General features: G+C 69.8%; 14 protein-coding genes and 4 tRNA genes. 8 read left to right on the forward strand and 10 right to left on the reverse strand.

Annotated features, from left to right (window positions below; all coding sequences use genetic code 11):
- Positions 1–31: 31 nt before the first annotated feature.
- Both purF and purM read left to right on the forward strand, forming a co-directional pair.
- Complete coding sequence (gene purF, locus ACFVVO_RS12020; RefSeq protein ID WP_390053997.1) at positions 32–1561, forward strand: amidophosphoribosyltransferase; 1530 nt, start codon at positions 32–34, stop codon at positions 1559–1561.
- 35 nt (positions 1562–1596) lie between these two features.
- Entirely contained in the window at positions 1597–2664 is a 1068-nt protein-coding gene (gene purM, locus ACFVVO_RS12025; RefSeq protein ID WP_390053998.1) for a phosphoribosylformylglycinamidine cyclo-ligase, read from the forward strand.
- A 66-nt stretch (positions 2665–2730) separates the two neighbouring features.
- Here purM and ACFVVO_RS12030 read toward each other — a convergent pair whose 3' ends face one another.
- Both ACFVVO_RS12030 and ACFVVO_RS12035 read right to left on the reverse strand, forming a co-directional pair.
- Positions 2731–2979, reverse strand: coding sequence for a DUF3073 domain-containing protein (locus tag ACFVVO_RS12030; RefSeq protein WP_390054000.1), 249 nt, complete (start codon positions 2977–2979; stop codon positions 2731–2733).
- Positions 2980–3307: 328 nt separating this feature from the next.
- Entirely contained in the window at positions 3308–4402 is a 1095-nt protein-coding gene (locus ACFVVO_RS12035; RefSeq protein WP_390054002.1) for a Leu/Phe/Val dehydrogenase, read from the reverse strand.
- A 198-nt stretch (positions 4403–4600) separates the two neighbouring features.
- Between ACFVVO_RS12035 and ACFVVO_RS12040 the strand changes: the two genes are divergently transcribed.
- Both ACFVVO_RS12040 and bldC read left to right on the forward strand, forming a co-directional pair.
- Positions 4601–5443, forward strand: coding sequence for a hypothetical protein (locus ACFVVO_RS12040; protein ID WP_390054004.1), 843 nt, complete (start codon positions 4601–4603; stop codon positions 5441–5443).
- A gap of 519 nt (positions 5444–5962) precedes the next feature.
- Positions 5963–6169 (forward strand): developmental transcriptional regulator BldC, encoded by a 207-nt coding sequence (gene bldC / locus ACFVVO_RS12045; protein WP_003949541.1) that lies wholly within the window; start codon positions 5963–5965, stop codon positions 6167–6169.
- Between the two features lie 466 nt (positions 6170–6635).
- Here the strand turns inward: bldC and ACFVVO_RS12050 are convergent, their stop codons facing one another.
- From ACFVVO_RS12050 to hrpA, 3 genes are all read right to left on the reverse strand, one after another.
- Positions 6636–6827: a DUF6274 family protein gene (locus ACFVVO_RS12050; RefSeq protein WP_390054006.1), complete on the reverse strand. Its 192-nt coding sequence runs from the start codon at positions 6825–6827 to the stop codon at positions 6636–6638.
- A 166-nt stretch (positions 6828–6993) separates the two neighbouring features.
- Positions 6994–7068 (reverse strand) — tRNA-Asp (locus tag ACFVVO_RS12055).
- A 94-nt stretch (positions 7069–7162) separates the two neighbouring features.
- Complete coding sequence (gene hrpA / locus ACFVVO_RS12060; protein WP_390054008.1) at positions 7163–11107, reverse strand: ATP-dependent RNA helicase HrpA; 3945 nt, start codon at positions 11105–11107, stop codon at positions 7163–7165.
- Positions 11108–11279: 172 nt separating this feature from the next.
- Here hrpA and ACFVVO_RS12065 point away from each other — a divergent pair, with 172 nt between their 5' ends.
- Positions 11280–12314 carry an ABC transporter permease gene (locus ACFVVO_RS12065; protein WP_390054010.1) on the forward strand — a complete coding sequence of 345 codons (1035 nt, stop codon included), beginning with the start codon at positions 11280–11282 and terminating at the stop codon, positions 12312–12314.
- On the opposite strand, the gene ACFVVO_RS12070 is transcribed toward ACFVVO_RS12065, so the two are convergent.
- Entirely contained in the window at positions 12311–12622 is a 312-nt protein-coding gene (locus ACFVVO_RS12070) for a hypothetical protein (protein ID WP_390054139.1), read from the reverse strand. The genes ACFVVO_RS12065 and ACFVVO_RS12070 overlap by 4 nt on opposite strands.
- Before the next feature lie 190 nt (positions 12623–12812).
- Here ACFVVO_RS12070 and ACFVVO_RS12075 point away from each other — a divergent pair, with 190 nt between their 5' ends.
- The gene (locus tag ACFVVO_RS12075; RefSeq protein WP_390054011.1) at positions 12813–13985 is read left to right on the forward strand and encodes an RNA-guided endonuclease InsQ/TnpB family protein; all 1173 of its coding nucleotides are present in this window, start codon (positions 12813–12815) and stop codon (positions 13983–13985) included.
- 324 nt (positions 13986–14309) lie between these two features.
- Here ACFVVO_RS12075 and ACFVVO_RS12080 read toward each other — a convergent pair.
- The 4 genes from ACFVVO_RS12080 to ACFVVO_RS12095 all read right to left on the reverse strand — a co-directional run bounded on the left by ACFVVO_RS12080 (position 14310) and on the right by ACFVVO_RS12095 (position 16228).
- Positions 14310–14383: transfer RNA gene (locus tag ACFVVO_RS12080), tRNA-Phe, on the reverse strand.
- A gap of 24 nt (positions 14384–14407) precedes the next feature.
- A tRNA-Asp gene (locus tag ACFVVO_RS12085) sits at positions 14408–14482 on the reverse strand.
- 36 nt (positions 14483–14518) lie between these two features.
- Positions 14519–14591: transfer RNA gene (locus ACFVVO_RS12090), tRNA-Glu, on the reverse strand.
- A gap of 80 nt (positions 14592–14671) precedes the next feature.
- On the reverse strand, positions 14672–16228 hold the full coding sequence (locus ACFVVO_RS12095) for a metallophosphoesterase (protein ID WP_390054013.1): 1557 nt from the start codon (positions 16226–16228) through the stop codon (positions 14672–14674).
- Positions 16229–16311: 83 nt separating this feature from the next.
- Here ACFVVO_RS12095 and ACFVVO_RS12100 point away from each other — a divergent pair, with 83 nt between their 5' ends.
- Together ACFVVO_RS12100 and ACFVVO_RS12105 are read left to right on the forward strand one after the other, a co-directional pair.
- Positions 16312–16662, forward strand: coding sequence for a metallopeptidase family protein (locus ACFVVO_RS12100; RefSeq protein WP_390054015.1), 351 nt, complete (start codon positions 16312–16314; stop codon positions 16660–16662).
- Between the two features lie 839 nt (positions 16663–17501).
- On the forward strand, positions 17502–19234 hold a 1733-nt coding region (locus ACFVVO_RS12105), incomplete at its 3' end, for a DEAD/DEAH box helicase (RefSeq protein ID WP_390054017.1).

Raw genomic sequence — 19234 nt, forward strand, 5'->3', positions numbered from 1 at the left:
CCAGTGGTCGACCTCGCCTACACTCGGAACCGTGCCACGTGGTGACGGTCGACTCAATCACGATCTGCTTCCCGGCGAGAAGGGCCCCCAGGACGCTTGCGGCGTCTTCGGTGTCTGGGCTCCGGGTGAAGAGGTCGCAAAGCTCACGTACTTCGGGCTCTACGCCCTCCAGCACCGGGGTCAGGAATCCGCGGGAATCGCGGTCAGCAACGGCTCCCAGATCCTCGTCTTCAAGGACATGGGCCTGGTGTCCCAGGTCTTCGACGAGACCTCGCTCGGTTCGCTCCAGGGTCACATCGCGGTCGGACACGCCCGCTACTCGACCACCGGCGCATCCGTGTGGGAGAACGCCCAGCCGACGTTCCGTGCCACCGCGCACGGCTCGATCGCGCTCGGTCACAACGGCAACCTGGTCAACACGGCGCAGCTCGCCGAGATGGTCGCCGAGCTGCCCAAGGACAACAACGGCCGCTCCACCCGGGTCGCGGCCACCAACGACACCGACCTGCTGACGGCCCTGCTGGCCGCCCAGGTCGACGAGGACGGCAAGCCGCTGACCATCGAGGAGGCCGCCCACGCGGTCCTCCCGCGGGTCAAGGGCGCCTTCAGCCTCGTCTTCATGGACGAGCACACCCTCTACGCCGCCCGTGACCCGCAGGGCATCCGCCCGCTGGTCCTCGGCCGGCTGGAGCGCGGCTGGGTGGTCGCCTCCGAGTCCGCCGCCCTCGACATCTGCGGCGCCAGCTACGTGCGGGAGATCGAGCCGGGCGAGTTCGTCGCCATCGACGAGAACGGCCTGCGCACCTCCCGATTCGCGGAAGCGAAGCCCAAGGGCTGTGTCTTCGAGTACGTGTACCTGGCCCGCCCGGACACCGACATCGCCGGCCGGAACGTGTACCTCTCCCGCGTCGAGATGGGCCGCCGCCTCGCCAAGGAGGCCCCGGCCGAGGCCGACCTGGTCATAGCGACCCCGGAGTCGGGCACCCCGGCCGCCATCGGCTACGCGGAAGCCTCCGGCATCCCGTTCGGGGCCGGCCTGGTGAAGAACGCCTACGTCGGCCGGACCTTCATCCAGCCCTCGCAGACCATCCGCCAGCTCGGTATCCGCCTGAAGCTGAACCCCCTGAAGGAAGTCATCAAGGGCAAGCGGCTGGTCGTCGTCGACGACTCGATCGTGCGCGGCAACACCCAGCGGGCCCTGGTCCGCATGCTGCGCGAGGCGGGCGCGGCCGAGGTCCACATCCGGATCTCCTCCCCGCCCGTGAAGTGGCCCTGCTTCTTCGGCATCGACTTCGCCACGCGCGCGGAACTGATCGCCAACGGGATGACCATCGACGAGATCGGCACCTCGCTCGGCGCCGACTCGCTGGCGTACATCTCCATCGACGGCATGATCGAGGCGACCACCATCGCCAAGCCGGACCTCTGCCGCGCCTGCTTCGACGGCGAGTACCCGATGGACCTGCCGGACCCCGAGCTGCTCGGCAAGCAGCTGCTGGAGACCGAGCTCGCGGCCGGCCCGGCCGCCACGGCCGCCTCCGACGCGATCCGGCGCCCGTAACACCCCTGCAGTACGACACGAAAGCTCTCACAGTCATGTCTGAGACAACTGGTGCCAGCTACGCAGCGGCGGGCGTCGACATCGAGGCGGGAGACCGCGCCGTAGAACTCATGAAGGAGTGGGTGAAGAAGACCCGGCGCCCCGAGGTGCTGGGCGGCATCGGCGGCTTCGCCGGACTCTTCGACGCCTCCGCCCTCAAGCGCTACGAGCGCCCGCTGCTCGCCTCCGCCACCGACGGCGTCGGCACGAAGGTCGACATCGCGCGCCGGCTGGGGGTCTACGACACCATCGGCCACGACCTGGTCGCCATGGTCATGGACGACATCGTGGTGTGCGGTGCCGAGCCGCTGTTCATGACGGACTACATCTGCGTGGGCAAGGTCCACCCCGAGCGCGTCGCGGCCATCGTCAAGGGCATCGCGGAGGGCTGCGTGCTGGCCGGCTGCGCCCTGGTGGGCGGCGAGACGGCGGAGCACCCGGGCCTGCTGGGCGAGGACGACTTCGACGTCGCCGGCGCCGGAACCGGCGTGGTGGAGGCCGACCGGCTGCTGGGCCCGGATCGTATCCGCAAGGGTGACGCCGTGATCGCCATGGCGTCCTCCGGGCTTCACTCCAACGGGTACTCCCTGGTCCGCCATGTGCTGCTGGACCGTGCCGGCCTGGCCCTCGAGTCCGAGGTGGCCGAGCTGGGCCGCACCCTCGGCGAGGAGCTGCTGGAGCCCACCAAGATCTACTCGCTGGACTGCCTGGCGCTGACCCGTACCACCGAGGTGCACGCGTACAGCCACGTCACGGGCGGCGGGCTCGCGGCCAACCTGGCCCGGGTCGTCCCCGACGGGCTGCACGCCGTGGTCGACCGCTCCACCTGGACCCCGGGCGCGGTGTTCGACCTCGTCGGCAGGACCGGCGACGTCGAGCGCCTGGAGCTGGAGAAGACGCTCAACATGGGCGTCGGCATGATCGCGATCGTTCCCGAGGAGTCCACGGACGTGGCCCTCGCGACCCTGGCCGACCGCGGGGTCGACGCGTGGGTCGCGGGCGAGATCACCGACCGCGGCGACAAGGAGACCGGCGCCGAGCTGGTCGGGGACTACGCGGTCTGAACCTGCGGACAGCACAGAAGCCGGTCGGTGGCTGTGCCACCGACCGGACAAGTGCTCAGTGCAAGGTCAAGCGCCGCGACGATGTTGTGAGGGACCCTCGTTCTCGTCCTCGTCGTCCTCATAGAGGTCGGCGTAGCGCGAGTACAGATCGTCCTCATCGTCCTCATCGTCCTCGAACGGCTCGCCGTTCGGCGGCTGGCTCGAAGTCGATGCGCCCAGTTCATTGGCCAGACGTGACAGGTCAGTCCCACCGCTGTTGTACTTCAGCTGGCGGGCGACCTTCGTCTGCTTGGCCTTGGCCCGGCCGCGCCCCATGGCTCGACCCCCTCGGTGACGGGGCTCGACGGCCCCAGAGTCTGACACGCGTTCATGATCGGAACGGGCTCTCCGTGGAGAGGCCGGTCCGTAGGGCTTCCACGGTACCTGAGCCCGCGCCCATACGGTACGTCGCCCGCAGCACGCGCGTGTGCACAGGACCCTCGAGGCGCCCCGTCCTCGCTGGTCAATGGCGATTTTAACCACTTATCGGGGTACGACCCGCCGACGGAAGTGAGAGTTCTCTCCAAGTTCCCGCCGACGGGTACCGCTCACCTGTGCGATCGGACGTCCGATCGCGGCGACCGGAGGCTGGTGACGCCGCGAGTCAGCGGGACGCGCGGGCCTCGGCCATCCGCTGCTCGGCGATCCGGTCGGCCGCCGCGGCCGGCGGAATCCCGTCGTCCTTCGCACGTGCGAAGATCGCCAAGGTGGTGTCGAAGATCCTCGCCGCCTTGGTCCTGCACCGGTCGAAGTCGAACCCGTGCAGCTCGTCCGCCACCTGGATGACCCCACCGGCGTTCACCACGTAGTCCGGCGCGTAGAGGATCCCGCGGTCGGCGAGGTCCTTCTCCACACCCGGGTGGGCGAGCTGGTTGTTGGCCGCGCCGCAGACCACCTTGGCCGTGAGCACCGGCACGGAGAGGTCGTTCAGCACGCCGCCGAGCGCACAGGGCGCGTAGATGTCGAGCCCCTCGACCCGGATCAGCGCCTCGGTGTCGGCGACCGCCGTCACCTCGGGGTGCTGGTCGAGGACGCGCCGGACGGCCTCCGCGCGCACGTCCGTGATCACGACCTCGGCGCCCTCGTCCAGCAGGTGCCGGACCAGGTGGTGGCCCACCTTACCGACGCCGGCGATGCCGACCTTGCGGCCGCGCAGCACGGGGTCGCCCCACAGGTGCTGGGCGGAGGCGCGCATGCCCTGGTAGACGCCGAAGGCGGTGAGCACGGAGGAGTCGCCGGCGCCGCCGTTCTCGGGGGAGCGGCCGGTGGTCCAGCGGCATTCGCGGGCCGCGACGTCCATGTCGGCGACGTACGTGCCGACGTCGCACGCGGTGACGTAGCGACCGCCGAGCGAGGCGACCATGCGACCGTAGGCGAGCAGCAGCTCCTCGGTCTTGTCGCGCTCCGGGTCGCCGATGATCACGGCCTTGCCACCGCCGTGGTCCAGACCGGCCATGGCGTTCTTGTACGACATCCCGCGCGCGAGGTTGAGGGCGTCGGCGACGGCCTCGGCCTCGGTGGCGTAGGGGTAGAAGCGCGTACCGCCGAGGGCCGGGCCCAGGGCGGTGGAGTGGATGGCGATCACGGCCTTGAGGCCGCTGGCGCGGTCCTGGCAGAGCACGACCTGCTCATGGCCGCCCTGGTCCGACTGGAACAGGGTGTGCAGGACATCAGCAGACGCGCCGGTTACGTCGGTCACTGTGGTGACTCCTGTGTAAGTAGCGGCGAGTGGGGTGCGACCCCGTACGGGTGGCGGGGTCGTGGCATGAGCGTAGAGCCTCGGGTCCCTCACCATCCGCGCAGTGTTCAGGATCACCCTCCCGTGCCGTGTACGCACGTATCGCCGTGAAACGATTTGGTGTGGTTTCGAGCCGGGCCCGATGGGGAGGGAGCAGGCGTGCCCAAGGTGTCCTCCATGGTCGTCCCGTATGCCGCGTACCTGCGTGTGTACGAGCCGCTGACCGCCTTCCCGGAACCCGAGCGCACCCACTGGGCCCGCTACGCCCGGCGCCCGGACCGTCCCTCCTACCAGGACGAACTGCGCCGGTCGCTCGCCGACTTGCTGCCCATCCCGCCGGTCCCGGTACCGGTGCACGAGAGCGGCGACGCCTTCGTGCTGGAGACCGACGGCGTGCTCTGCGTCTGCCCCTGGCGGACCCGGCTGCGCGGCTGGCTGGCCCTGGCGGGGCTCGGCGAGGAGCTGCCCCCGCCGGTGCTGGACGCGGTGCTGCCGCCGGTGGTGCGCCGCCAGGCCGCCCAGGACTACGAGCGCTGGCTGGCCCGCAACCCGGACGCCCGCCCCTGGATCCGCACCGCGACCTGGCAGATCCCGCTGAACTGGTTCGTGCTGGTCGCCGACGAGGAGCGGCGGTACGACAAGGCGTCCGGCGAGGTGCCGCCGATGCTGCGCTACCGCACCCCGATGGTGCAGGCCAGGCGGCGGGTGGCCCGGGCGCTGCGCACGCTGAAGGACACCATCGAGGAAGGGCCGCTGATCGACGGCCTGGTGGACGTCGGCCGCTGGCTGGAGGAGTTCCACCCGCGCTCGGTGGTGGAGCTGGACTACGGCGGCCTGGTGCACGCGATGCCGGCCGGCGACCTCGCGGACGACCACTCGGCGGCGGACGTGGCCGAGGGCATCGAGGCGCTGCGCCGCGGCGACGGGGCGGCCGCCGGTGAGGCCTACGGGCGGCTGGTGGAGCGGTGGCGGACGGTGCGGGACCGGCGCTCCGCGAACTGAGTGACGTACGTCACGGCCCAAATCGCCCCGAACGGCGTACGGTCTACGGCACTTAGATCACCTGACGGGATGTAGGTCCCGATCCGGGCTTATGTCCCAAGGGTGATGGACAGCACTTACAAGTGCCTTGCCCTGGTTACTACCCCTCATGCCAAAATAGGACAAGGAGTCCGGGGAGGGCTCCTCCGCTCAACTATGCTCCATCATGGGCGGATTCTCCGCATTGCACGCTATGGGGGGTCTGGTGACTCCTGATCGCCCCTGTGACTGATCGTCACAGTGGCGTGACTGTCCGCTATGGCATGGTCCATCGGCTTCCGTCGCTGATGAACACCTGGGAGGGCAATTCCATCGGTTTGGCCGACGCGGCTGGACAGATGGTGTAGTTGTAGTGCCGAGGACAAGCCGTTCGTCCTATAACCGACTCGACCCGCGTCCACCATTTCGGGCAACGCGGGTCAAGGTGCAGAATTTAGAGGAAAGAACCGAGAAGGTTCGGTTCTCCCGAGGAGGCCGCTCATGACCGCTCGCACCCCTGATGCCGAGCCGCTGCTGACCCCGGCTGAGGTCGCCACCATGTTCCGTGTCGACCCCAAGACGGTCACGCGGTGGGCAAAGGCCGGCAAGCTCACGTCGATCCGCACGCTCGGCGGGCACCGCCGCTACCGCGAAGCCGAGGTCCGCGCACTGCTCGCGGGCATCCCGCAGCAGCGCAGCGAGGCCTGAACAACTGAATACCGGGCGAAACGGTCGGTCCCCCAACTGGCCGCGGCGCCCGAAACCCTAGCTCCAAGCGACGCGGGACCTGCCCCAACAGGACCCACGCCCAGGCCGAAGAGAACGTTGTTGGCAGCGACACAGGGTACGTCGTAGATCGCGCTGGACTCCGCCGAGTCCAGCGCGATCTTTTTTGTGCGCTGGTCGAGGGGCCGGTGCGGCGGTTGTGAGCGTCCTTGTCGGACTCTGGGGAGGGCTGTCGGATCGGCTGTGCGTGCCCTCTGGGGGTGGTGCAATTGCACATATTAAATTGACCAGTTGTATGAGGGGGGTAAGTTCCGCAGTTTCAAAAACTCATGCGGTGACTCCCGTCACACACCGGGGTGCTTGTTGCCTGTGGGTCGCGTGCGCTATTAGGGCATTGCGCGCTCCAGCGCCCCCCGCACGCACGGGTGTTGGGCCGGCCCGGCGGCGATCAGGCGCTGCGCGGCTGCTCGTCCTCGACGGGCTCCTCGTCCTCGTCCGGGGAATAAGGGCCGGCATCCATCACCAGCCGCAGCAGGCGATGACAGATGGGGCAGTGGCGGGTGCGGTGCCCGAAGGACGAAGCGGCCGCCAGATGCGCCCTCAGCAGCGCCCGCGTCTCGTGCCTGGCCGATGCCGCCATACTCCACCTCCAGAGGCCGCCGGGGGAGAACACGCCCTGCCTTCTGGGTACCGAGCGGAGGTGACGGCGTCAAGGGTGCGGGCGGCCGCGCCGGGCCCGGGGGCCGGGCGGAGCAGGGATCGACGGCACAAAAAGAAGGGCCCCTCGCGGGGCCCTTCCTCAACTGCGGTCCTGACGGGATTTGAACCCGCGGCCTCCACCTTGACAGGGTGGCGAGCACTCCAAACTGCTCCACAGGACCAGGTTTCGCGGCACTTGGTGTTGCGCTGTGCTGCGAAAAGGACTGTACAGGAGGGTGAGCCCCCCGGTCGAACTCACCCACCGTATCCGTCCGGCTACGGCGCCGCCGCGTCGATCGCCTTAACGATCCGCTTGTCCGAGACCGGGTACGCCGTGCCCAGTGCGTGGGCGAAGTAGCTGACCCGCAGCTCCTCGATCATCCAGCGGATGTCCAGCACCTGCTGCGGCACCGGCCGCCCCTGGGGAAGCTGCTCCAGCAGCCAGGCGTACTCGTCCTGCATCTCGTGAACCTTCTCCATACGGGTGGTGTCCCGCTGGACGCCCGTCGGCATCTGCTGCAGACGCCGGTCCGCTGCCACCAGGTAGCGCATCAGGTCGGACAGCCGCCGTATCCCCGCCCAGGTCACGAAACCGGGCTTCACAAGGGCGTCGAGCTGCTTGCGGACGTCCGTCAGGTTCGCCAGCAGCGCGGGGCTGCCCACACCCTTCAGACGGCGCTCACAGGCCTGCCAGGCCGCCAGCACCTGCTGCACCTGCCCGACCGTACGGACCGTCGTGTCGACGATCTCCGCGCGCACCTTGTCGTACAGCTTCCGGTACGACTCCTCGTCCCACACCGGCCCGCCGAAGTCCGCGATCAGCTTGTCCGCCGCCGCCATCGCACAGTCGTCGAAGAGCGCCTGGACGGAGCCGTGCGGGTTGGCCGACAGGGCGAGCTTCTGGGCGTTCGTGAGGCGGTCGCTCGCGAACTTCGCCGGATTCACCGGAATGTTGCGCAGGATCAGCCGGCGGGTGCCCTTCCACATCGCCTCGGCCTGCTCCGCCTCCGTGTCGAACAGCCGCACCGAGACCGTGTCGCCGTCGTCCACCAGCGCCGGGTACGCCTTCACCGGCTGCCCCGCCCGGCGCGTCTCGAAGACCCGGGTGAGCGAGCCGATCGACCAGTCGGTGAGACCCGCCCGCTCCAGGGACTCCCCGCCCTGCCGGGAGGCGGTGGCAGCCGCGGCCTGCGAGAGCGCCTCGCGCGCCTTCGGCTTCAGCCGCAGCCGCAGCACCTCCAGGTCCTTGTCCTCGGCGAGCTTGCGACGCCGCTCGTCGACGATGCGGAAAGTGATCCGCAGATGGTCCGGGACCTTCGACCAGTCGAAGTCCTCCGCGTCGAAGGGCACACCGACCATGCGCCTCAGCTCGCGCGCCATCGTCACCGTCAGCGGCTCCTGCAGGGGCACCGCCCTCTCCAGGAACGCCCTCGCGTAGTTCGGCGCGGGCACGTAGTTGCGGCGGACCGGCTTCGGGAGGGAACGGATCAGTTCCGTCACCACCTCCTCCCGCAGACCCGGGATCTGCCAGTCGAAGCCCTCGTCGGTGACCTGGTTGAGCACCTGCAACGGGATGTGCACGGTGACACCGTCCGCGTCCGCACCGGGCTCGAACTGGTACGTCACCCGGAACTTCAGCGGCCCCTGACGCCAGGTGTCCGGATAGTCGTCCTTGGTGACCGCCTCCGCCGACTCCCGGATGAGCATCGCCCGCTCGAAGTCCAGGAACTCCGGCTGCTCGTGCCGCTTCCGCTTCCACCAGGAATCGAAGTGGACGCCGGACACCACGTGTTCGGGCACCCGCTGGTCGTAGAAGTCGAACAGCGTCTCGTCGTCCACGACGATGTCCCGGCGCCGCGCCCGGTGCTCCAGCTCCTCGACCTCGCTGAGCAGCTTGCGGTTGTCGGCGAAGAACTTGTGGTGCGTGCGCCAGTCGCCCTCCACCAGCGCGTTGCGGATGAACAGCTCGCGCGAGACCTCCGGGTCGATCCGGCCGTAGTTCACCTTCCGCTGGGCGACGATCGGGACGCCGTACAGCGTCACCTTCTCGTACGCCATCACCGCCGCCTGGTCCTTCTCCCAGTGCGGCTCGCTGTACGTCCGCTTCAGCAGATGACCGGCGAGCGGCTCCACCCACTCCGGCTCGATCTTCGCGTTGACCCGGGCCCACAGCCGGCTGGTCTCCACCAGCTCGGCCGACATCACGAACCTCGGCTGCTTACGGAACAGCGCCGAACCCGGGAAGACCGCGAACTTGGCGTTGCGAGCGCCCAGATACTCGTTCTTGTTGCCGTCCTTCACGTCCTTCATCCCGACGTGGGAGAGAAGACCGGCGAGCAGGGAGACATGGACACGGTCGGCCGGGGCCTCCTCCTCGGCGAGGTGGATGCCCATCTGCTTGGCGACCGTGCGCAGCTGGGTGTAGATGTCCTGCCACTCGCGGATCCGCAGGAAGTTCAGGTACTCCTGCTTGCACATCCGCCGGAACGAGCTGGAACCCCGCTCCTTCTGCTGCTCACGGACGTACCGCCACAGGTTCAGATACGCGAGGAAGTCGCTCGTCTCGTCCTTGAACCGGGCATGCTGCTGGTCCGCCTGGGCCTGCTTCTCCGCCGGACGCTCCCGCGGGTCCTGAATGGACAGCGCGGCCGCGATGACCATCACCTCGCGGACACAGCCGTTCTTGTCGGCCTCCAGCACCATCCGGGCCAGCCGCGGGTCGACCGGCAACTGGGCGAGCTTGCGACCGGTGTCCGTGAGCCGCTTGCGCGAATCCTCCTGGGCCGGGTCCAGCGCGCCCAGCTCCTGCAGCAACTGCACACCGTCGCGGATGTTGCGGTGGTCCGGCGGATCGATGAACGGGAACCTCTCGATGTCCCCGAGGCCGGCCGCGGTCATCTGCAGGATGACGCTCGCCAGGTTCGTCCGCAGGATCTCCGCGTCCGTGAACTCCGGCCGCGCGAGGAAGTCGTCCTCGCCGTACAACCGGATGCAGATGCCGTCCGAGGTCCGGCCGCAGCGGCCCTTGCGCTGGTTGGCGCTCGCCTGCGACACCGGCTCGATGGGCAGCCGCTGCACCTTCGTACGGTGGCTGTACCGGGAGATCCGGGCGAAACCCGGGTCGATGACGTACTTGATCCCCGGCACCGTCAGGGACGTCTCCGCGACGTTCGTCGCCAGCACGATCCGGCGGCCGGTGTGCGGCTGGAAGACCCGGTGCTGCTCGGCGTGCGAGAGCCGCGCGTAGAGCGGCAGGATCTCCGTGAACCGGTAGTTCTTCCTGGTGAGGGCGTCGGCGGTGTCCCGGATCTCCCGCTCGCCGGACAGGAAGACGAGGATGTCCCCCTTCCCCTCCGCCATCAGCTCCTCGACGGCGTCCGTGATCGCGGTGATCTGGTCCCGGTCGGCGTCGTCGGAGTCCTCCTCCAGCAGCGGCCGGTAACGCACCTCCACCGGATACGTCCGCCCGCTGACCTCGACGATCGGCGCGTCGCCGAAATGCCGGGAGAAACGCTCGGGGTCGATGGTGGCGGAGGTGATGACGACCTTCAGGTCGGGCCTGCGCGGCAGCAACTGCGCGAGGTAACCCAGCAGGAAGTCGATGTTCAGGGACCGCTCGTGTGCCTCGTCGATGATGATCGTGTCGTAGGCGCGCAGCTCACGGTCCGTCTGGATCTCCGCGAGCAGGATGCCGTCCGTCATCAGCTTGACGAACGTGGCGTCCGGGCTCACCTGGTCGGTGAAACGGACCTTCCAGCCGACGGCCTCCCCGAGCGGCGTCCGCAGCTCCTCCGCGACCCGCTCGGCGACCGTGCGCGCGGCGATCCGGCGCGGCTGCGTGTGCCCGATCATGCCGCGCACACCACGGCCCAGCTCCAGACAGATCTTCGGGATCTGGGTCGTCTTGCCCGAACCCGTCTCACCGGCCACGATCACGACCTGGTGATCGCGGATGGCGGCCGCGATCTCGTCCTTCTTCTGGCTGACCGGCAGCTGCTCCGGATAGCCGATGGCGGGCACACGGGAGCGCCGCTCGTCCATCCGGGCCTCGGCCCTGCCGACCTCGCCCTCGATCTCGGCGAGGACGGCGGCGCGGGCCTCCGGCTTACGGATCTTGCGCGCGCCCTCGAGCCGCCGGCCGAGCCGGTGCGCGTCGCGCAGCGAGAGCTCGGTCAGACGGGGGGCGAGGGTGCCGAGGGCGGGGGCGGGATGCGTAGACATACGGCGTCCAGGATCTCACCTCACGGAAATCCCTGGCGAACGATTTGCCCGCGGGCCGCACCCGGGCCTTCTGCGGGCCGCACCCGGGCCCCCTGCGGGGCGCGTCCGGCCCCCTGCGGGGCGGGTGCCGTCATGCCGTCGGCGTGGAACCGGATGATCTAGCGTGGGCGACATGTCCGATTCGCCACACGGTGCCCACGGCCGGCCGCCCACCCGAGCCGAGCACTGGGCCGCCTTCCGCGAATCGCCCTTCCTTCCCGCCACCGTCCTGCTGCTGATCCTCGCCGCCGCGGCCGGGCTCTTCGCCGGCTCCTACACCTACGCGATGGCCAACCCCACCCCGCACGCCATCCCCACCGCCGTCGTCGGCCCCCACGGCGAACCGGCCGCCCGGCGGTTCATCGACGGCATGGAGCAGGCGCTGGACGCCTCCCTCGAGCTCCAGCCCTACGACAGCCGGCAGGACGCGGTGCGGGCCGTCGACGAACAGAAGGTGTTCGCGGTGATCGAGGCAACCGCCGGCGGCCGGACGATCACCCTGGACGTCTCCGCGGCATCCGGGGCGACCGTCGCCCAGCTCCTCGGGGAGGCGGCGGTCAAGGTGAGCGAGGAAACCGGCACCACCGTGACGGTGCGGGACCTCAAGCCCCTGCAACGGGGCGACCCGCGCGGCCTCGCCATCTTCTACATCTCACTGGCCGCCGTGATCATCGGCTTCGTCGGGTCCATCCAGATGAGCGTGCACGCACGGGCCCTGAACCCGCTGGAGCGCATCGCCTTCACCGCCGCCTACGCCCTGCTGGGCGGGTTCACCATCGTCGCGGTGGTGGACTGGCTGCTCGGCGCGCTGGACCTGCCGTTCGTGGAGTCCTGGCTGATCCTGGCGCTGACGATGTTCGCCTCCGGCATGGTGTTCACGATGTTCAACACCCTGGTCGGCCGCTGGGCCATGCTGCCCACCTGGGGACTGATGGTGCTCCTCGGCAACCCCTCGTCCGGCGGCGCCGTCTCCTGGCCCCTGCTGCCCTCCCCGCTCGGCGTCATCGGCCGCTGGCTGCCGCCGGGAGCCTCGGTGAACGCCCAGCACACCGCCGTCTACTTCCGCGGCCACCAGCACATCTTCCCGTTCCTGGTGCTGGCGGGCTGGGCCGTCGTCTCCGGCGCGGTCTTCCTGATCTGGCGCCACCGCCACCCGGGCGGCCGCTAGGAAGCGGGCGGATTGGCGGCCGCCGCCGCCCTGTCCCCCCTGCCCGCACCGTCCCCGAGGGCGATCGACCGCGCGGTGTTGGACACGGCCTTGATCCCCAGATAAGCGGTGGTCATGCTGCTCACCGCGGTGAACGCGGCGCTCAGCACACCGACGATCACGGCCTTGTCCCCGTCCAGCCGCCACACCCCGAAGGCGGCGACCCCGGCGATCGCGATATTGCTGACCACAATGGCGAGCAGCCCGTACCGGGCCCGGTACTTCTCCAGCTCGACTTCCCGAACCACACGCGCCTCGTCCCGGCCCATCATTCCCCCGTCCCCCGCGAACCCTCTCCAGCAGCGAGAACGTAGCGCCCCCGCCCGCCCGACGCCACCGGCCGGGAGGAGCCGGACATACCGAGCCGCACATGAGCAGACGTTCGAACGATCACCTGCTCCAGTGACCGGTGCGCAGTTCGCCAGACCGAACGAGGGGCCGGACCTAGAGTTCCTGTTCGTGAAGCTGACAGTGCGAGTGAAGCTCCTGCCCACGCCCGGCCAGGCACGGGCCCTGGAAGCCACATTGCACGCCTGCAACGAGGCCGCCAATCACGGCTCCGTGACGGCATTCGCCACAGGCACCACACGCAACCGTGAACTGCGCGCCTTCGCCTACACCCACATCAAGCACACCTGGGGTCTCGGAGCCCAAGCCGCCCAGCACGTGATCAAGAAGACCAGCGACGCGTACGCGGCCCTCAGGGGCAACCTGAGGGCCGGAAACCTGGGCCGGGCCGGATCCAAGCGGCACACGGCAGCCACCGGCAAGCCGATCGTCTTCCGCCCCAACTCCGCGCAGCCCTACGACGACCGCATGCTTTCCTGGCAGGCCGACCGGCAGACCGTCTCCATCAGGACCACCGCCGGCCGCCTGAAACATCTCGCCTACACAGGCCACGAAGGGCAGCTCGAGTTGCTCGCCCGGTACCGCCAGGGCGAATCCGATCTCCAGCACCGAAACGGCCAGTGGTACCTCCTGGCAACGCTCGAGCTACCCGAAGGTGCTCAGAACCCCGACCCGCAAACGTTCATCGGCGTCGACCTCGGTATCGCCAACATCGCGACCACCTCCACAGGCCGCCGGCACAGTGGCAGGCGCCTCAATCGCACCCGCGAGAACGACACCGCCCTGCGTGCGCGCCTCCAGAAGCGAGGCACACGATCCGCGAAGCGACGGGCCAAACGTCATGCGGGCAAGGAGGCCCGGCGCACCCGCGACATCAACCACAAGATCAGCAAGCACATCGTGGCAGAGGCACAACGCACCGGTCGCGGCATCGCTCTGGAAGACCTGAGCGGCATCCGCGAACGGGTACGGCTGAGGAAGCCCCAACGCGTCACGATCAACTCCTGGGCCTTCGGCCAACTCGGAGCCTTCATCGAGTACAAGGCCCGCCGTGCCGGGGTGCCCGTGGTCCACGTGGATCCCGCGTACACCAGCCAGGAGTGCTCCCGGTGCCACCACATCGACAAGCGCAACCGGCCTCATCAGGCCGTCTTCACCTGCACGTCCTGCGGCTTCGTTGAGCACGCGGACGTCAACGCGTCCCATGTCATCGGCCGACGCGGCTGGTGGCTGTGGGTCCGCGGGGCCGAGTCACAGGCCCCTGCCCTGACGCTGATCGCGTAGGGCTGGATGCGCCGCTCCCTCTGAAGCCATCGGCGGGAGCGAGCTGCAAGCCGGGAAGCGGGGCTTCCTGGCAGCGGACGCGATCGCTCGTACGCGAGCATGATCCATGAGGCTTACAGGAGAGCGTTCCCACCTGCGGACGGGAAACCGGCAGTCGCCGCCCTCGCGGATCTGTGAGCGCTGCTTCGTCCAGCTGTCCTCGACGGGTGGCTGTGACTCCTGTGGTTGACGTGCGGGCCAGGACGTCACGCCTCGGTGCGCGGGCACGGAAACGGCCCCACCGAAGATCTTCGGTGGGGCCGCATGCCCTGGGCAGGGCGGTTGTGGCTGGGGCCGGGGTCGAACCGGCGACCTTCCGCTTTTCAGGCGGACGCTCGTACCAACTGAGCTACCCAGCCACGAGGCTTCCGGGGAAGCCTCAGCGGTCCTGACGGGATTTGAACCCGCGGCCTCCACCTTGACAGGGTGGCGAGCACTCCAAACTGCTCCACAGGACCAAGCTTGCGTGCAACAGTGTCGCACACGGTAATGCGTGCCCCCAACGGGATTCGAACCCGTGCTACCGCCTTGAAAGGGCGGCGTCCTAGGCCGCTAGACGATGAGGGCTATCGGCCCGCCTGCGCGCTTCTCAGCGCGTCGGGGACGTGAGAAGCATATGGGATGGCGGCGGGGTTCGCCAAAACGGTTTACGGGGAGGCGGGGGAGGAGGTGCCCGGGCTGGGGGTGGTGCCGGATCGGCGGCGGTCGAAGACCTCCGCCGGGAGGTGGCGGCTCACCTCCGCCGTGGTCAGGCCGAGGCCGCCGAGCTTGATCTCGTCCCAGGCCTGCAGGCGGTGGCTGTCACGGTCGACGTAGAGGATCGAGGCCTCGATGGGGTCGGGGTACTTCCCCTCCACCGCGCGCAGGCCGCTGCCTCCGGTCGAGCCCTCCATGCGCAGCCGGGTGCCGTACTTCAGCAACTCGGTGCCCTCGTGGTGCAGGTGGCCGCAGAGCACGAGGGGCACCTCGCCGTCCGTCTCCCGGGCCGCCACGGGTTCGTGGGCGACGGCCACGTCCACCGGGGTGCCGGCCGACCGCTGGTCGCGCAGGGCCGAGGCCAGGCGGTCGCCGGCGAGCCGTTCGGCCGCGTCGCCGCCGGGGGCCACCGAGCGGTCGGGGGTGTACTGGGGGTCGCCGGTCCCGGCGAAGCGCAGTCCGGCGACGGTCCGCGCGCGGCCGTCGTCCAGGACGTGGACGTTCTTCATGCGCTCCAGGTAGCTCTGGGTGGCGCGCGAGTCGTGGTTGCCGCGGACCCAGACGTAGGGGACGCCCAGGTCGGCGATCGGGTCGAGGAAGCCGTTCTCCGCCGGCGTGCCGTGGTCCATGGTGTCGCCGGAGTCGACGATCACATCGACCTTGTACTGCTTCACCAGCGAGGCGATGATCTTCCAGCTCGCCGGGTTGAGGTGGATGTCGGAGACGTGCAGGACGCGGAGGGTGGCCGGGTCCGGCTGGTAGGCCGGGAGGGTGGACGTGACGTCGTAGAGCTTGGTCACGTTGGTGACCAGGCGGGCCAACTCCTGCTGGTAGACGTTGAAATCGGTGACGATGCTGCGCGCGTTGCCGACCACGGACGGCGCCGAGGACAGCAGGCCGGAGAACCGGGGTTCGAGGACTGACTTGGGGTTCCAGGTGGCGTAGGCGCAGGCGCCGGAGGCCGCGAGCAGGGTGAGGGCGAGTACGCCGGCGGTGACGGCGCGGCGGGGGCGGCGGTAGACGGCGAGGCCGAGGGCGGTGGCGCCGGTGACGACGGCGACGCCGGAGCGCAGGGCCAGGTCGAGGGTGCCGTGCTCGACGTCCCGGGCGACCTCGTCCTGGAGGCCGGAGATGCGTTCGGGGTGGTCGACGAGGGCCTGGGCGCGGAGCGGGTCGAGCTGGTCGACGTTGACGTCCAGGCGGACGGGGGCGACGTGGCTGTCCAGGGTCAGTGCGCCGAGCGGGGAGACGTTGATCTTCGTGCCGCCGGTGAGGGAGGGGCGCAGCGCCATGGTGGTGTCCATCGGGCCGACCGGGGCCCGTACGTTGCCGACGACGAGCAGGCCGAGCCAGGCGCCGGCGAGGACCACGGCGGTGAGGCCGAGGGCGTTCAGCCAGGGGCGGGGGCGGGCGGCCAGTTCGAGGTCGGGGAGGGTGTGGGCGGGGCGGGGGCGGTCGGGTTTGCGGTGGAGCCTGCGGTTCAGGGCTGCGACGGGGACGCGGGCCATTGGGCCCGTATGCCCACGCTTCGGCGTGGATATGCGACGGTTCGGCTCTCTCGTGGGGACGTTCCGTGCCGGACAATGTCCGTGTGCTGGAGATGACGCGCGAGGAGTTCGAGGAACTGGTCGCCGAAGCGCTCGACCGGATTCCCCCGGAGCTGATGCGGTTGATGGACAACGTCGCGGTGTTCGTCGAGGACGAACCGCCGGCCGACGATCCCGAGCTGCTCGGGCTGTACGAGGGGACGCCGCTGACGGAGCGGGGCGAGTGGTACGCGGGGGTGCTGCCGGACCGGATCACGGTGTACCGGGGGCCGACGCTGCGGATGTGCGAGTCCCGGGAGGACGTCGTCGCCGAGACGGAGGTCACGGTGGTGCACGAGATCGCGCACCACTTCGGCATCGGCGACGCCCGGCTGCACGCGCTCGGGTACGGGTGAGCGGGCGGGGCCGGTTCGGGTGCGGTGCGTGTCCTCCTGCGGGTGGCGGGAGTTGGGGAGGTTGACTTCCTTTCCCGCCTCCGGAGGTGGCCGCCGTGCGCCGTTTGTACGTACCCGTCCGTCTGGCCGTCACGGTGCTGGCGGTGTCCGTGGCCGCGGGGTGTGTGAGTGTCGGTGACGACGACGGCCGGGCCCGGCCCGCGCACTCGGCGGGGCAGCGTGGCGGTGAGGCGCCGGACGGTGCTCCGGGGGGTGGTGGGGGCGGTTTTGGGTACGGGGGTTCGGGGAGTGATGGAAAGCACGAGCACGGGGGGAAGGCGAAGCCCGGGAAGTCGGCGTCGGCGTCGGTGTCGCCGTCCGGGGAGGACGGTGAGCCGTCGGCGTCCGCGCAGCCGGGGAAGAGCTCGCAGCCGGGGGAACCGGCACCGACCAAGGTCCAGCCGTCGCCTCCGGTGACCTCCGCCCCGCCCGAGCCTCCGGTGTCGACGCCGCCCGAGCCGACGTCGGAGCCGCCGTCGGCCGAGCCGTCGTCGTCGGCGCACGAGGAGGCGAGGGCGCAGTTGGGGCAGCGGGAGCCGGCGCCCGCGGCGGGGGCGCCCGCGTGAGGCGAGGGGGTCGGGAGGGCCGCTGACCTGTGACGACGGGGTCCGGTTTGCCTTTAGGGGTGGTGGGTGCGTATGGTGGTAGATCGTTTGATCCCATTTGCCCGGCGCCACCACAGAGCGCGCCGTGTGGCGCGTACTCTCCCTTGCCGTGGCGGACCGCATTGAGGCGGTCATATGCGAATCACGGAGTTGACGGGCGCGTGCCGAAGAGACTCCGGAAGGTTTCGCATTCGCATGTCCGTGTCCAGTACTGATCAGATCGTCGTGTCCGAGAACGAGAACGTCAACAACGAACTCGTGGACGGGACGACCGAGGTCACCGAGGTCCCCGAGACCGCTGACACCCCTCAGTCCCCCCAGATCACCTTCACCGACCTCGGTCTCCCCGAGGGCGTCGTGCGCAAGCTCGCGCAGAACGGCGTGACCACCCCCTTCCCGATCCAGGCCGCGACCATCCCGGACGCCCTGGCCGGCAAGGACATCCTCGGCCGTGGCCGCACCGGCTCCGGCAAGACCCTCTCCTTCGGTCTGCCGACGCTGGCCACGCTGGCCGGCGGCCGCACCCAGAAGCACAAGCCCCGCGCCATCATCCTGACTCCGACGCGTGAGCTGGCCATGCAGGTGGCCGACGCCCTCCAGCCGTACGGCGACGTCCTCGGCCTGAAGATGAAGGTCGTCTGCGGCGGTACGTCGATGGGCAACCAGATCTACGCCCTGGAGCGCGGCGTCGACGTCCTCGTCGCCACCCCGGGCCGGCTGCGCGACATCATCAACCGCGGCGCCTGCTCCCTCGAGGACACTCAGATCGCCGTCCTCGACGAGGCCGACCAGATGTCCGACCTGGGCTTCCTGCCCGAGGTCACCGAGCTGCTCGACCAGGTTCCGGCGGGCGGCCAGCGGATGCTGTTCTCCGCGACCATGGAGAACGAGATCAAGACGCTCGTCGACCGTTACCTGAACAACCCGGTCAGCCATGAGGTGGACGCGGCCCAGGGTGCGGTGACGACCATGTCCCACCACATCCTCATCGTGAAGCCCAAGGACAAGGCGCCGGTCACGGCCGCGATCGCCTCCCGCAAGGGCCGCACGATCATCTTCGTCCGCACCCAGCTGGGCGCGGACCGGGTCGCCGAGCAGCTCCGCGAGGCCGGTGCGAAGGCCGACGCGCTGCACGGTGGCATGACCCAGGGCGCCCGGACCCGGACGCTGGCCGACTTCAAGGACGGCTACGTCAACGTCCTGGTCGCGACGGACGTCGCGGCGCGCGGCATCCACGTGGACGGCATCGACCTGGTGCTGAACGTGGACCCGGCCGGCGACCACAAGGACTACCTGCACCGGGCCGGCCGTACGGCGCGTGCGGGCCGTACCGGCACGGTCGTCTCCCTGTCGCTGCCGCACCAGCGGCGCCAGATCTTCCGGCTGATGGAGGACGCGGGCGTCGACGCCGCGCGCCACATCATCCAGGGCGCGGGTGCCTTCGACCCGGAGGTCGCCGAGATCACCGGCGCGCGGTCGATGACCGAGGTGCAGGCCGAGTCCGCGAACAACGCGGCCCAGCAGGCCGAGCGTGACCTCGCCCAGCTCAGCAAGCAGCTCGAGCGCGCCCAGCGCCGGGCCACCGAGCTGCGCGAGGAGGCCGACCGGCTGGTCGCCCGGGTCGCCCGGGAGCGGGGCGAGGACCCGGAGACCGCGGTGGCCGAGGCCCAGGCGGCCGCGGCTGAGGCCGTGGTCGAGGCCGCCGCGCAGCAGTCGGCGGAGCGCGAGACCGAGCGGGAGGACCGTCCGGCGGCTTCGGCGCCGTACGAGCGCGGTGAGCGTGGCGGTCGTGGGTTCGAGCGTCGTGACGACCGTGGTGACCGTGGTGGCCGTGGGTTCGAGCGTCGTGACGACCGTGGTGACCGTGGTGGCCGTGGGTTCGAGCGTCGTGACGACCGTGGTGACCGTGGTGGCCGTGGGTTCGAGCG

Source organism: Streptomyces sp. NPDC058145 (assembly GCF_042884245.1).
In the GTDB taxonomy this organism is placed as follows: domain Bacteria; phylum Actinomycetota; class Actinomycetes; order Streptomycetales; family Streptomycetaceae; genus Streptomyces.